This is a genomic window from Pseudomonas sp. Cab53, assembly GCF_018325965.1.
In the GTDB taxonomy this organism is placed as follows: domain Bacteria; phylum Pseudomonadota; class Gammaproteobacteria; order Pseudomonadales; family Pseudomonadaceae; genus Aquipseudomonas; species Aquipseudomonas chlororaphis_E.
In genome coordinates, this window is the sequence record NZ_AP021902.1 from 71,904 (window position 1) to 86,609 (window position 14,706).

Consider the following 14,706-nt stretch of genomic DNA (forward strand, 5'->3'; position numbering starts at 1 on the left):
TAATGCAACAGTGTAACGTATCGTTGCGCGATGAGCCGGGCCCGGCCGCCGATTAAACAAATTGGAACAATTGCCTTCAGCCCAGCTCCACCCGATTACGTCCGGCGCTTTTCGCCCGGTACAGCGCCTGATCGGCTCTTTTAAGCACAGAATCGCTGTGTTCTCCGGGTTTGAACGCCGTCAGCCCCATGGAAACCGTCACCGTGACAGGCTCGCCCTTGAAGTGGAATGGGCAGGCTTCGATGGCAGCACGCAGGGCCTCGGCCAACTGGGTCCCGGCTGTCAGGGGCGTGTCGGGCACCAACAGGACGAATTCCTCGCCGCCGAAACGGGCGATGAAATCGCTGCTGCGCAGGCGTTTGCGCAAAACCGAGGCAATCAGTTTCAGCACCCGGTCACCGGCCAGGTGGCCGTAGTTGTCATTGATCCGCTTGAAGTGGTCGAGGTCGAGCATGGCCAGCAACAAGCTGTTGCCGTGCTGTTGCCACTCGGCCACTTCCTTTTCAAGACGCTCGCTCCAGGCTGCACGGTTGGGCAACCCGGTGAGTGGATCGATCAGCGCCTTGAGCCGCTGCTCTTCCAGATTCTCGCGAACGATCAGGGCATCCTGTTCCATCAGCGCTACGCGCTCGGCGAGACTTTTCAGGCGCGCCGAGACTTCCTGTTCACGCTGCTCGCGTTGCTTCTGGTGCTGGTCCATCGTCCCCAGCAGGCCTTCCAGGTGGTTCTCAAGCACCTGCTTGAGGCTTTCCAGGTCATCGGCCTGCTGGACGCTGCTTTGCAGGCCATCGACGTGCTCGCGAATCTGGATGTCCATGTCCCGGGAAACCGAGAGATTTTCCGCATGGTCTTCGCTGGCGGCCAGCAAGCTGTTTTGGAACGCCTCCAGCCGATCGTTGAGGCGCTGCAGGTAGGCTTCGAATTCGTGCTGGCCGCTGTCGGTGATCGCCAGCATGAGCACCGCCAGATCGTCGAGAATCGGCAGTAACTCGTACCAGTTCAAACCGTTTTGCAGCTTCTCACGCATTGCCTCGGCTTGCGGTCGGTGCCGCTCGGGCAGTGTCAGGTCACCGAGCAGGCCCAGCAAGGTGTCTTCAATGTGCCGGGCCACCGAGCTGTAGGACGGTTCCGGGGAGTCGGGCAGGGCGTATTGGGCATCGGCCGCCTCGACAGCGGCCTCGGCGGCGTTGGCCTCTGCCTGTGATTCTGGCTCTGTCGCAGGAAGAGGCGCTGGCGTCTGCGGCAGCAGCTCATCGGGGTTCGCAGGCGTCGCTTGCGGGGTAGGCGGTTCAACGGTGGCCGGCTCGGTGGTGTCGTCCGGTTCGCTGGCCGGCTGCGGCTCTTCGGGTGCTGGCGCCGGAACAGGGGGCGCGGCAGGCGCCACGGGGTCAGCTTCCGGCGCAGCGACGGTTGCCGGTTCAGGCCGTACTTGAGCGGCAGGCGCGGGCTCTGCCGAGGGCGCTGGTTCCGAGGTCGGTGTGGGGGCGGGCTGCGGTTCCGAATCCGGCTCGACAGGTGCTATATCGGTCGCGCGGCGCTGCGGCGTGGGTGCGGCCTGCGCGACGGGGGCCGCGTCGACCTGGGCAGGCTCTTGCGGCGCATCCTCGTGGCCCTGGCCGCCAAACAGCCGCTGCAGCAGGCCGGGACGATGGGCTTCGGCAGGGGGTTCCAGCGCGCTCAGGGCCTGGCCTTGCAAGGTGCTCAGCTCGCTCAGCAACAGCGGGATCTCTCGGGTCTGGCCGACCCGGTCGTCCAGTCGCTTGGAAAATTTCTTCAGGGGCCGGCTGACGTCCTTGGGCAGCGGCAGGGTCTGCAACTGCGCCACCAGGGCCGTCAGTGCAGCGCTCATCTGCTCGACCCGGGTCTCGCGGCGCTGTTCGGAGTCGAGTACGGCTTTCTCCAGGCGCGGCAGCAGGGTGGCAAGGGCCGCATCCATGTCGTCGGTGCGGATCGCCTCACGCATTTCCTTCATGCATTCGTCGACCGCCCGGTCCGAGCCTTCGGCGGCCAAGGTGCTGCGGACCAGGCCGCGACGCAGCAAGTCGAGCCGGGCATCCCAGCGGCGCTCAAGCTTTTCCTGCTGTTCGAGACTCTTGAGGTACTTCTCTCTCCAGCGTTCGGCGTCGTCGCTCATTCATCGGATCCGCGAGGGGCCGGACTTAACGCAGGGAAGGCGTCGGCCGTGAGCGAACCCGGCAAACGAATCTCGACCGCGACCGGCAGGTGATCGGAAATGGGTTGGGCCAGCACCTCGACGCGTTCGAGGGTCAGGGTGGGGCTCAACAGGATATGGTCCAGGCAGCGCTGGGGGCGCCAACTGGGAAAGGTCGCTTGCAGTTGCGGCGCAAGCAGGCCGAGATCGCGCAGGGGCGAGGTTTGCAGCAGGTCGCTGGCGTGGGTGTTCATGTCCCCCATCAGCACCTGGTGCTTGTAACCGCCGATCAGCTCGCGGATGTAGGCCAGTTGCATCGTCCGGGTACGTGCGCCGAGGGCCAGGTGCATCATCACCACGATGAGCGCCTCCGGGCCTTCGCCGAACCGCGCCAGGATCGCCCCGCGCCCTTTGGGGCCAGGCAGCGGATGGTCTTCGATCGCCCACGGTCGCAGGCGACTCAGCACGCCATTGCTGTGCTGGCCGAAACGTCCGAGGTTGCGATTGAGTTGTTGGTACCAGTAGGGGAAGGCACCCAGTTGCGCCAGGTGTTCCACCTGGTTGACGTAGCCGGACCTCAAGCTGCCGCCATCGGCCTCTTGCAAGGCCACCAGGTCGAAATCCTTGAGCAGGTCGCCGATTTTCTGCAGGTTACCGGCGCGCCCGGTGTGGGGCAGCAGATGTTGCCAGCCGCGGGTCAAGTAATGCCGATAGCGCTCGGTGCTGATGCCGACCTGGATGTTGAAGCTCAGCAGTCGCAGGCGGCTGTCGGCGGGCAGGCCCGTGGAGGCGACATGATGTTCGTTGACCCGCGGTTCATGCAGGCCAACGAGGCGTTCGGTACTCCAGCGGGCCATGGGCGTGGGCCGCGCTTAGTTGGCAACTGCCTTGGTCGTCGCCCGTTCCTTGGCGATCAACTGGTCGGCCAGTTGCAAGGCTTGTTCCGCACCGCCGGCAGAGCCGATGTCGAAGCGATACTTGCCGTTGACGATCATGGTCGGTACGCCGGTGATCTCGTACTTCTTGGCCAGCTCCTTGGCTTTGACGATCTGGCCCTTGACGGCGAAGGAGTCGAAGGTCGCCAGGAATTTATCCTTGTCTACGCCCTGGGTTGCCAGGAAGTCGGCCATGTCATTCTTGTCGGTGAGTTTTTTGTGTTCTTTCTGGATCGCGTTGAAGACCGCCGCGTGAACCTGGTGCTCGACGCCCATGGCTTCAAGGGTCAGGAACATCTGGCCGTGGGCGTCCCATGGGCCGCCAAACATGGCCGGAATGCGAACGAAGTTGACGTCCTTGGGCAGCTTCTCGACCCATGGGTTGATGACTGGCTCGAATGCGTAGCAATGCGGGCAGCCGTACCAGAACAGCTCAACCACTTCGATCTTGCCAGGCGCTGACACCGGAACCGGGTTAGTCAATTCAACGTAAGGGGCCTTCGCCTCGTCGGCGGTGGCTTGGGCTGCCATGCCGAACAGGCTGGCGACGACGAGCGCGGCGCTGGTGATCAGATTACGCATGCTTTACTCCTGGACAATAAGGGGGCCTCGCGAGGTGTGTTTCTCAGACAGACCTTGGCGGGTTCAGTTTCGCTAGTGTAACGGCAGCGGCCACAAAAAAGGGCGGCCAAAGCCACCCTTTTGATGCTTGCATCGACAGATTAATCGAGCGTTAACGTTACAAGCGGTGTACACCCCTCATAACGTCGCCCGAGGACCTTAGTGCAGGCCCTGAATGTAGCTGGCGACGGCGGCGATGTCTTCGTCGCTCAACTTGCGAGCGATGGTACGCATGGTCATCGCGTCGCCGTCGTTGGCGCGGCCGGCTTCTTCCTTGCGGAAGTCGGTCAGCTGCTTGGCAACGTACTGGGCATGCTGGCCACCCAGGTGTGGGAAGCCGGCAGCGGCGTTGCCGGCGCCGTTAGGCGAATGGCAGCCGGTGCAGGCTGGCAGGCCCTTTTCCAGGTCGCCGCCGCGGAACAGCTTCTCGCCACGGGCCACGAGTTTTGGATCGGCTGCCCCGACGCTGCCTTTCTGGCTGGCGAAGTAGGCCGAGATGTCCGCCAGGTCCTGATCGCTCAGGTTGGTCAGCAAGCCGGTCATCTCCAGCACCGTGCGCTTGCCGGACTTGATGTCGTGCAGTTGCTTGTTCAGGTAACGCTCGCCCTGGCCCGCCAGTTTCGGAAAGTTGGGCGCCATGCTATTGCCATCTGGACCATGGCAGGCCCCGCATACCGCCGCTTTCGCCTGACCGGCAGCGGCATCGCCAGCGGCGTGGGCTACACCGGTCATCCCCAAGGTCAACAGCAGACTCACGATCAGTTTGTTCATCAGCTAATCCAACTACGGCTAAGGGTTAAAGAGTTATGGACCGGGATCACTCGCTCATCCACTGGATGATTGCTCGGTAATCCTCGGCACTGCAGTCCATGCACAAACCACGCGGCGGCATCGCCTTGAAACCCTGGGTCACGTGTTGCACCAGCGTCTCCATACCTTTCGCCAACCTCGGCGTCCAAGCTTCCTGGTCGCCCTTGCGGGGCGCTGTGGGGAGTTGGCCGGAATGACAGGCACCACAAACACGGTTGTACACAGCTTCCGGATCCTGTGTAGCCTGAGCGCTGTAAAGCGGCATCAAGACACCGGCAGCTAGCAGCCATTTCGTCATAAAACGACCTTTTCAGGGTTGAGAGCGAGCTGCGTTCTAGTGCGCAATTTCGGTCGATCGCTCCCGTGAGCTTCATCCTACGCTGGGACAAAGCGCACACAAAATCTGCGGCATTATATACTGGCGTCACTGAAACGGAAACGACACAGCTTGCCGCGTCCATTCCCGACGCCGCTCACATCGGAAATCCCATGCAACTGAAGAACCCCATCCTTGGCCTGTGCCAACAGTCCACCTTCATGCTCAGCGCCGCCAAAGTCGACCAGTGCCCTGACGACGAGGGCTTTGAAGTGGCCTTTGCCGGGCGTTCCAACGCCGGCAAGTCCAGCGCGCTGAACACCCTGACCCATGCGAGCCTGGCACGCACCTCGAAAACCCCAGGTCGCACGCAGCTCTTGAACTTCTTCAAGCTAGACGATGAACGCCGTTTGGTCGACCTGCCTGGCTACGGCTACGCCAAGGTACCGATTCCGCTCAAGCAACACTGGCAGCGCCACCTGGAAGCCTACCTGGGCAGCCGCGAGAGTCTGAAGGGTTTGATTCTGATGATGGACATCCGCCATCCGATGACCGACTTCGACCTGCTGATGCTGGACTGGGCCGTGGCCAGCGGCATGCCGATGCACATCCTGCTGACCAAGGCGGACAAGCTCACCTACGGCGCGGCCAAGAACACCTTGCTCAAGGTGCAGTCGGAAATCCGCAAAGGCTGGGGCGACGCGGTCACCATCCAGCTGTTCTCGGCGCCCAAGCGCATGGGCCTGGAAGAGGCCTACACCGTGCTGGCCGACTGGATGGAACTGGCGGACAAGGGCAGCGAAGCGGCCGAATAAGCCAAATCGCAGGCAAAAAAAACCCCGGACTTCGTATGGGGAGGGGGAAGTTCGGGGTCCAAGTTCCGGACCGCTAGGGCGAGGTCCAGATATCTGCCAACACTTAACACAACATAGGAGCATTGAAGGGCTTCACCAGCCATTCAAAATCTCTGAGTGGCAATTCACGGGTTTAGTTCAGATTATTTTTGGAAATAACCGTAGGGCTTTTCCGAACTTAAACGTTTTTGCCGGTTGCGCAGTGCTTTCTGTGGCGAGGGGGCTTGCTCCCGCTTGAGCGCGAAGCGCTCACAAAATGTTGGGGGCGGCTGCGCCACCCAGCGGGAGCAAGCTCCCTCGCCACAGGCTGTTCTAGCTCCACGGGGTGGACGTGTCAGTGCGCCTCGTCCCAGTTATTACCCACGCCCACTTCCACCAGCAGCGGCACATCCAGCGTGGCGGCGGCGCTCATGTGCTGGCGAATTTCAGTGCTGACCTGGTCGACCAGGTCTTCGCGCACTTCCAGCACCAATTCATCGTGCACCTGCAGGATGACCCGGGCGTCCAGCCCTGAGCTCGACAACCAGCGGTCCACGGCCACCATGGCCTTCTTGATGATATCGGCGGCGGTGCCTTGCATCGGCGCGTTGATCGCCGTGCGCTCGGCGCCTTTGCGCAGGGCCGGGTTCTTCGCGTTGATGTCCGGCAGGTACAGCCGGCGGCCGAAAATGGTTTCGACGAACCCCTGCTCGGCGGCCTGGGCGCGGGTGCGCTCCATGTACTGCAACACCCCGGGGTAGCGGGCGAAATAGCGGTCGATGTAGGCCTGGGATTGCTTGCGGTCTACGCCGATCTGTTTGGCGAGGCCGAATGCGCTCATGCCGTAGATCAAGCCGAAGTTGATCGCCTTGGCGCTGCGACGCTGGTCATGGCTGACGGCTTCCAGCTCGACGCCGAATACTTCGGCGGCCGTGGCCCGGTGCACATCCAGATTGTTGCGGAACGCATGAAGCAGGCCTTCGTCCTTGGCCAGGTGCGCCATGATCCGCAGTTCGATCTGCGAGTAGTCCGCTGCCAGCAGCTTGTAGCCTTTGGGCGCGATGAACGCCTGGCGAATTCGGCGGCCTTCGGCGGTCCGGATCGGAATGTTTTGCAGGTTAGGGTCGATGGACGACAAACGCCCGGTCGCCGCGACGGCTTGTTGATAGTTGGTGTGCACGCGTCCGGTGCGGCTGTTGATCTGCTCCGGCAGGCGGTCGGTGTAGGTGCTCTTGAGCTTGCTCAACGAACGGTACTGCATCAGCACCTTGGGCAGCGGGTAATCCTGCTCGGCCAGTTCCGCGAGCACGGCTTCGGCGGTGGACGCCTGGCCCTTGGCGGTTTTGCTGAGCACCGGCAAGCCGAGTTTTTCGTACAGGATCACGCCCAGTTGCTTCGGCGAGCCGAGGTTGAACTCCTCGCCGGCGATGGCAAACGCCTCACGCTCCAGTGCCACCAGCTTCTCGCCCAACTCAACGCTCTGTACACCCAGCAGGTTCGCATCCACCAGCGCGCCCTGGCGTTCGATGCGCGCCAGGACCGGCATCAGCGGCATCTCGATGTCATTCAACACCGTGCCCAGGCTCGGCGTGGCGGCGAGTTTCTCCTGCAAGGCCTGGTGCAGACGCAAAGTCACGTCGGCCCCTTCGGCGGCGTACGGGCCGGCCAGTTCCAGGGCGATCTGGTCGAAGCTCAGTTGCTTGACCCCCTTGCCCGCGATGTCCTGGAAATCGGTCTTGCTCTGGCCCAGGTACTTGAGCGCCAGGCTGTCCATGTCATGGCGAGTCGCGGTGGAATCCAGCACGTAGGATTCGAGCATGGTGTCGAAGGCGATGCCCTGGACGAAGATGCCGTTGTTCTGGTCCCCGCCGATGGCGCAGTTCGCCAGGATGTTGGTTTCGAACTTGGCGTGCTGGCCGATCTTGAGCTTGTTGGGGTCTTCCAGCAGCGGCTTGAGGGTCTTGAGTACGGTGTCGCGGTCCAACTGCTCGGGCACGCCCATGTAGGAATGGGTCAACGGAATGTAGGCCGCTTCAAACGGCGCCACCGCAAACGACAAACCGACCAGTTGCGAATGCTGGGCGTCGTTGCCGTTGGTTTCGGTGACGAACGCGAACAGCGGCGCCTTGTTCAGCTTGTCGAGCAACGCCTCGAACTGCGCCTGTTCAAGAATGATCTCGTACTGGGCCTCGGCGGCGCCGGGCTGTTCGTCGCTGACTTCGACGATCTCCTGGCCAGCGCGCTTGGCGTCCCGCTGGTTTTCCTCGAACCAGCTCTTGAACTCCAGCAGGGTGTAGAGCTCGGCGAGTTTCTCGTGGTCCGGCTCGCCCATCTGCAGGTCGTCCAGGCCAACGTCCAACGGCACGTCGGTCTTGATGGTTGCCAGCTCGTAGGACAGGAACGCCATTTCCTTGTGCTCTTCCAGCTTGGCGGGCAGGGTCTTGGCGCCACGGATCGGCAAGGTGGCGACGATGTCCAGTTGTGCGTACAGCTCGGTCAGGCCGCCGTTGACGCCCACCAGCAGGCCGGACGCGGTTTTCGGGCCGATGCCCGGCACGCCCGGGATGTTGTCGGAGGAATCGCCCATCAACGCCAGGTAATCGATGATCTGCTCCGGAGCGACGCCAAATTTCTCCTTAACGCCAGCCACGTCCAGCGCGCTACCGGTCATCGTATTGACCAAGGTAATGTGCCCATCGACCAACTGCGCCATGTCTTTGTCGCCGGTGGAGATCACCACCGGGCGATTGGCCGCCGCGCTGCTGCGGGCCAGGGTGCCGATCACGTCATCGGCCTCGACGTTGTCCACGCAAAGCAGCGGGAAGCCCAGGGCCTTGACGCTGGCATGCAGCGGCTCGATTTGCACGCGCATGTCGTCGGGCATGCTCGGGCGGTTGGCCTTGTATTCGGCGTACAGCGCATCGCGAAACGTCCCGCCCTTGGCGTCGAACACCACGGCGAACGGGCTGTCCGGATACTGCTTGCGCAGGCTCTTGAGCATGTTCAGCACGCCCTTGACCGCACCGGTGGGCAGGCCTTTGGAGGTGGTCAGCGGTGGCAGCGCGTGGAAGGCGCGGTACAGATATGAAGAACCGTCCACCAGGACGAGGGGGGCTTGGCTCATGAGCACGATCAACCTTTTCGGCGGGTCCGGGGCTAGAATAGCGGGACCGTTGACGACAAAGGGACAAGGTTATCATGCGCACACTCAATCGCCTGTTACTGGCTGGCTTGTTTGCAACCGTTCCATTGGCCGTCATGGCCGCGGACGATGCCCCAACGCCAGAGCCGGAAGTCACGATCCGCACGGAAGGGGACAAGGTCATCCAGGAGTACCGCCAAAACGGTTTCCTGTACGCGATCAAGGTTACGCCCAAAGGTGCGCCCCCGTATTTCCTGGTGCGCGCCGACGGGACAGATGCAAACTTCATCCGCTCGGACCAGCCGGACATGTTGATTCCGTCCTGGAAAATCTTCGAGTGGAAGTAGTTGCCTAACTTTAATCGGCGCCGCTGCACCGCGGCGCCAGAACTGAGCAGTTTTTAACCATGTCTGTGTTTACCCCCTTGGCCCGGCCCGAGCTGGAAACCTTTCTCGCCCCTTATGGGCTCGGCCGCCTGCTTGATTTCCAGGGGATTGCCGCCGGTAGCGAAAACACCAATTTCTTTATCAGCCTGGAGCGGGGCGAGTTCGTCCTGACCCTGGTTGAACGCGGCCCGGTGCAGGAAATGCCGTTCTTCATTGAACTGCTCGACGTGCTGCACGACGCCGACCTGCCGGTGCCGTACGCCTTGCGCACCACCGACGGCGTCGCGCTGCGGGAACTGGCAGGCAAGCCTGCGCTGCTGCAACCGCGCCTGGCGGGTAAGCACATCAAACAGGCCAATGCCCAGCATTGCGCCCAGGTCGGCGAATTGCTGGCGCACCTGCACCTGGCCACCCGCGACAACATGATCAAGCGCAAGACCGACCGCGGTCTGGACTGGATGCAGGAAGAGGGCGCCAAACTGCTGTCGCACCTCGACGCCGAGGCCCGCCGGTTGCTGGAAGCCGCGCTGGAAGAAATCGCCCAGCAAAAGGTCGGCATCCTGGCGCTGCCTCGCGCCAACATCCACGCTGACCTGTTCCGCGACAATGCGATGTTCGAAGGCACCCACCTGACCGGCTTGATCGACTTCTACAACGCCTGTTCCGGGCCGATGCTGTATGACGTGGCCATTGCCCTGAACGACTGGTGTTCGGACGACGACGGCGTGCTCGACGGCCCACGGGCGCGAGCCTTGCTGGGCGCTTACGCGGCACTGCGACCGTTCACCGCCGCCGAGGCCGACCTCTGGCCGACCCTGCTGCGCGTGGCGTGCGTGCGCTTCTGGCTGTCGCGCTTGATCGCCGCCGAATCCTTCGCCGGGCAGGATGTGCTGATCCACGACCCGATGGAGTTTCAGCAGCGGTTGGCGCAGCGGCAGGCGGTTCGTGTGATGTTGCCGTTTGCCTTGTAAGGCATTCTCTTTAATCGACTGGGCTTTGGAGTAATTCAAGGCCTGTCGGTGGAGGAATGTTTCAGGGCAGATCAGCGAGTCGACATCCAGCGAAGGATTGGTCTGCGATACGCTAGAGTGCTGCAGCCTCTAGCAGCCATATTAGATTAGGTCCCTTAGCGCCCACTGCATGGTCGGCTGCTTCCGGCCGATTGTGTTGAAAAAGTCGACCCGGCCTGAGTACCCATGCATTGAGCGGTGGAAACGCCTTTTTTGCACGCCGCTACGTCAAATCTGAGCCCTGAACCTTCTGCGCAAAACACAGATTTCAATCTCAGACGCGTACTTTTCTGCCATGGAAACCGAAGCCGACTTTTTCAACAGAATCGGCCGGAAGCGGACGTTCGCAATTGAACGCTAACGGGCACAATCTAACCTTCAGTCTTCTGTAGGTATCAGCTGTGATATGCCATACGCCTTCAGGACAGGTTATGCCTAGACGCTGCCGTGGCGCAATGCCATGATGGTGCAGTGTTCTTAGACCACACTTGAAAATGGAGGATCTGTGGCGATCAGTTTTCATAGGGATGCAAGGCCCGCGTTTGATGCTGCCCAAGATGTAACTCGGGATGGTGCAACGCCCGTTCTAGAGTTACTGTCAGAGGGATTTCAAGTAACGTGGTTCCGCGAGAGTTCTTTGAACGTCTGGCTGGCAATCGTCAAGCCATCTGCCGAGGTAGCCGACCACTTCGGCCTCCGGCAAGAGTGTTTCGTCATAGGTAACGGCTATTCCGCCGATTTTCATCAGAGAACGCTAAATCTCTCTCCGCCGGCAAATCTTATTGAACGACTCGATGGGACTGTCCGACTCGTTGCTTCAGATGCTCCCATCGCCGATGCATTTTGCGCAGCATGGGCTCAAAGAAACAGATCGACTATTGTTTTAATACGCTTGCAAGAATTAGAGACGGCACCTTCAGCCAAGGAACGACTGTATTCACTCTTGAGTGCTTCTTTGTGGCGCCGCGATTTTTTCGCAGAAGCGGAACCCGTGCGTGATCCAAGTGAATTTTTTGGTCGTCAACTAGTTGTTAATGAATTGCTTGCTAAGGTCTTGAACGGATCGCCAGTGGCTGTTTTTGGCCTTAGAAAGATAGGTAAAAGCTCGTTGTTAGGGAGATTGGAAGATCTTCTCATTGATGACGATTCGGCAATTACTGCCACGGCATTTCTTAGAGGCAACACTACATCGCTCACAGCGGGTCGGTGGTGGCACCTCGCACAGACGCTAGTTCAAACGTGGCAATCTAAACTTCAACAGCAGGCAAAAGATTTAGAATCAAAAGTACATGCCAAAGCGGAGAAATTAACGCATCTCATCTCCAAGCGAACGAGCGATGAACGTCTGCTTGCGGATGCATTTGAAAAAGATATTACATCGCTTTTGAAATCCGCAAGGGCCCTAAAGAACGCAACTGGAAGGGAGTCAGTACGGTTAGTTTTTATCCTTGATGAGTGCGATTATCTTTACCCTCATCTAGCGAAAGATGGTTTCTGGCGGACTGATTTTTTTTCATTCTGGAACACTCTCCAATCAATAAAACGGGGCCTCGATTCGCCTGCGGAGCTGGTGTACCTGCTTGGCGGCGTAAACCCTTCGGGTGTAGAGCAGGGCGCGTTGGAGGATCAGCCAAATCCCTTGTATGAAATGCAACGCATGTACTTAGGCCCCATGACTCAACCCGAAGCTAAATCCCTACTGACAGGGTTGGGCGACCGTATGGGGCTGATTTTTGAATCAGAGTCGATAGATAAAGTATACGAATTAGTGGGTGGGCATCCACTATTGTTACGAAGACTCGGAACCGCTGTTCATGATTTATTTCCTGGTCGTGCTGCAAAAAAACAAATAGATAAAAAAGATATTGAAAGAGCGTTTGAGCGGCGTAAAAGAGATCTTTTCAATCAAGTGGCATGGTTTCTAGAGCACTTAGGTAAGGTGGCCCCGGATGAAGAACGATTGCTTCGGGATATTGCAATGGGAGGGGCGCAGGCCTATGCAGAAGTTTGGGGTGATGACGAATTCAGGGAAACCTTCGCTTATCACCTAGAACGGTATGGTCTTATTGAGTTCAACAATGAGCTTCCAGAAGTATCTCTTTCTTTAATTCGTGAAGCGCTGCAGAAACCTGCTGCAAGTGAATACGTCGAGCAGAAGCGCCAGTTAAAAGATGCCGTCGAATCAATTGAGATAGCAGTACGCATTCGCTTAAAGGTTGATTTAGAGAAAGATAGGCTGCCATTTGAAGCTGTAAATTGTGCAGTTAGCGCAATCCCCTCGGATGCAAAAAATAGAGCGCTCTCGCGTCAAGATCTTTTGGACTTGGGCGACTTGGCAGGGATTGGTGCAGTCCTCGATTCTTTGAACTGGGGAGATTATGAAATTTTGCTGGACAAATTCTACGAAGAAATAGAGTGGACAGGAGAGAGTCTCACCAAAGAAGAACGATTACTTACGGTGAAGACGTCGTTCTCGGATGCCCATCTTGTACGGCACAATAACGATCACATGCTTAGAACCATGATTGAGCAGAAGGGTTATCACAACGTCTATGAACGCTTCAGGACGGTTAGGGAGATGCTCTCTGCCTAAAAGAGTTGTTGCTTGTGTATCTAGCCTGAAGCGACTTTTCTGGCCGCCGTAAAGGCTAGGCTCCAATACCAGCAATAAGTTCTTTATGAAAATTGGGATTAATGCAAAAGCGGACTCTCATATGAGTGACCGCTTTTGGCCTATTCTGTTGAAAAAGTCGGTTTTTCAGATCGCCTGAACTCAGGCACGACTACCACTGGAGAACCTACTCACCACATTGAGTGGTTTTTCGGCCCTTCGTTGACCGTTGCCGCTCAGTTAGTGGGTTAGTTTGAGGTTTTTTGCTTAGTGCAGGCGCACCTATCCCGTGACCGGTGGACCTTGAGAGGTAAATTTGGCCAGCCGGCGCAGGTTCTGCACCGCAGCGGCCAGCGTGAACTCATCGGTCGCGCCGCTCATGCCACGTAGTCGCAAGCGGTCCAGTTTCAGGATTCGCTTGAGGTGGGCAAACAACATTTCGACCTTTTTACGTTCGTGGCGAGAGCGCTGATATGCCGGCGTTGCTGCAATGCGCCGCGCCACATCACGAGCGGCCTCATGGACGCTGCGAGCGATCTTGCGGAACGCAGTGTTCGGGCAGCACTTGGCTTTCATCGGACACGTTGCGCAGTCGGTCTGCCGGGATCGGAAGATGATGGTGTTGGCCTTGGTGACGTGTGAACGCTCGTTCTTGAAGGCTCGCCATTCACTGCGCAATGCCTTGCCGGCCGGGCATCGGTATTCCTCAATCTCTTCATTCCAGTGGAAATCGTTGCTCGAAAAACTGTCGTTCTTGCGCTCGGTTTTGTCCCACACCGGCACGTGAGGTTCGATGTCTTTTTCCTCCACCATCCAGGCCAACATCGGCGTTGTACCGTACGCGGTATCGCCGATGAGGCGTTCCGGCTTGATGTCGAACTGCGCTTCAACGCGATCGATCATCGTCTTGGTGCTCTCGACTTCGGCCGTTCGATGAGCGGGTGTAGGCTCCACATCCACGATGACGCCGTGTTCGGTATCGATCAGATAATTCGTCGAGTAAGCGTAGAACGCGGGGCCGCCTGGAGCAGCGGTCCAGCGAGCCTGTGGATCAGTCAGTGATAAACGCTTCGGTAGCGTTTCGGCCAAAGCCCCTTCATCGAGGGCTTCAAGGTACTCACGCACGGCGCGGGTGCTCAGGGCCGGATCGCTCCAGTTGACCTGTTCATCACCCGGTACGCCGCGCTGCCGACTCGCATCCGCTTTGATGATGCTGGCGTCCACAGCAAATCCTTCGCCTTTGACCAGGCCAGCATCCATGCAACGACGCAGCACCTCGTTGAACAACCAGCGAAACAGATCGCTGTCCCGAAAACGGCCGTGTCGATTTTTGGAAAAGGTCGAGTGATTGGGGACTTCATCTTCAAGGCTCAACCGGCAGAACCAGCGATACGCCAGGTTCAAATGGGCCTCTTCGCACAACCGCCGTTCGGAGCGAATGCCGTAGCAATAGCCCACGATCAGCATGCGGATCATCAGTTCAGGATCAATCGACGGACGCCCGATCGGGCTATAAAAATCGGCGAGGTAATGGCGCAGGTCGTTCAGATCGAGACACTGATCAATGCTGCGCAGAAGGTGATTGGCTGGGATGTGATCTTCAAGGTTGAACGAGTAAAACAGTCGATCCTGCCCACTCGATAACTGTCCCATCATGCTGTGTGCTTCCCTGCTGGCCAATGCAGAGATTTTGCCGCAGGCCATACAGGGGAGCTACTTTTTCAACAAAATCGGCCGAGAACGGCCAGTCGCCCAATGCTGCTGTCGGCCCACAATGAACGGGCAGAAACCACCCCGATGATGGGCTGGGATTCTTTTTAACGCCCCACAATAAGGGTCGAAATGCCTAAGCGCAGAGTGCGTTTATCAACATGTGCCAACTATTGCAGT

The 14,706-nt window shown here is 59.0% G+C and carries 11 protein-coding genes; 4 read left to right on the top strand and 7 right to left on the bottom strand.

Annotated elements, in window-relative coordinates:
- Positions 1–76 precede the first annotated feature (76 nt).
- From KI241_RS00335 to KI241_RS00355, 5 genes are all read right to left on the bottom strand, one after another.
- Positions 77–2,134, bottom strand: a complete 2,058-nt coding sequence (locus KI241_RS00335) for a GGDEF domain-containing protein (protein WP_123579315.1) — start codon at positions 2,132–2,134, stop codon at positions 77–79.
- Positions 2,131–3,009, bottom strand: a complete 879-nt coding sequence (locus KI241_RS00340) for an endonuclease/exonuclease/phosphatase family protein (RefSeq protein WP_047739339.1) — start codon at positions 3,007–3,009, stop codon at positions 2,131–2,133. Before KI241_RS00340 ends, KI241_RS00335 begins: the two co-directional genes overlap by 4 nt.
- A gap of 15 nt (positions 3,010–3,024) precedes the next feature.
- Entirely contained in the window at positions 3,025–3,669 is a 645-nt protein-coding gene (locus KI241_RS00345; RefSeq protein WP_042732759.1) for a thiol:disulfide interchange protein DsbA/DsbL, read from the bottom strand.
- A 198-nt stretch (positions 3,670–3,867) separates the two neighbouring features.
- Positions 3,868–4,479: a c-type cytochrome gene (locus KI241_RS00350; RefSeq protein WP_042732760.1), complete on the bottom strand. Its 612-nt coding sequence runs from the start codon at positions 4,477–4,479 to the stop codon at positions 3,868–3,870.
- A 46-nt stretch (positions 4,480–4,525) separates the two neighbouring features.
- A complete protein-coding gene (locus KI241_RS00355; protein WP_003177141.1) occupies positions 4,526–4,816 on the bottom strand; it encodes a c-type cytochrome in 291 nt (96 codons plus the stop codon).
- A gap of 191 nt (positions 4,817–5,007) precedes the next feature.
- On the opposite strand from KI241_RS00355, the gene yihA reads away from it, so the two are divergent.
- The gene (gene yihA / locus KI241_RS00360) at positions 5,008–5,649 is read left to right on the top strand and encodes a ribosome biogenesis GTP-binding protein YihA/YsxC (protein WP_042732761.1); all 642 of its coding nucleotides are present in this window, start codon (positions 5,008–5,010) and stop codon (positions 5,647–5,649) included.
- Positions 5,650–6,022: 373 nt separating this feature from the next.
- Here yihA and polA read toward each other — a convergent pair whose 3' ends face one another.
- Complete coding sequence (polA, locus tag KI241_RS00365; RefSeq protein WP_212803221.1) at positions 6,023–8,791, bottom strand: DNA polymerase I; 2,769 nt, start codon at positions 8,789–8,791, stop codon at positions 6,023–6,025.
- Between the two features lie 74 nt (positions 8,792–8,865).
- Here polA and KI241_RS00370 point away from each other — a divergent pair, with 74 nt between their 5' ends.
- The 3 genes from KI241_RS00370 (at position 8,866) to KI241_RS00380 (ending at position 12,798) form a co-directional block, all read left to right on the top strand.
- A complete protein-coding gene (locus KI241_RS00370; protein WP_034149452.1) occupies positions 8,866–9,156 on the top strand; it encodes a DUF2782 domain-containing protein in 291 nt (96 codons plus the stop codon).
- A 59-nt stretch (positions 9,157–9,215) separates the two neighbouring features.
- On the top strand, positions 9,216–10,166 hold the full coding sequence (locus KI241_RS00375) for a homoserine kinase (RefSeq protein ID WP_042728888.1): 951 nt from the start codon (positions 9,216–9,218) through the stop codon (positions 10,164–10,166).
- A 544-nt stretch (positions 10,167–10,710) separates the two neighbouring features.
- Positions 10,711–12,798 (top strand): hypothetical protein, encoded by a 2,088-nt coding sequence (locus KI241_RS00380; protein WP_212803222.1) that lies wholly within the window; start codon positions 10,711–10,713, stop codon positions 12,796–12,798.
- A gap of 300 nt (positions 12,799–13,098) precedes the next feature.
- Here the strand turns inward: KI241_RS00380 and KI241_RS00385 are convergent, their stop codons facing one another.
- Positions 13,099–14,472, bottom strand: coding sequence for a transposase (locus KI241_RS00385; RefSeq protein WP_212803223.1), 1,374 nt, complete (start codon positions 14,470–14,472; stop codon positions 13,099–13,101).
- Between the last annotated feature and the right edge of the window lie 234 nt (positions 14,473–14,706).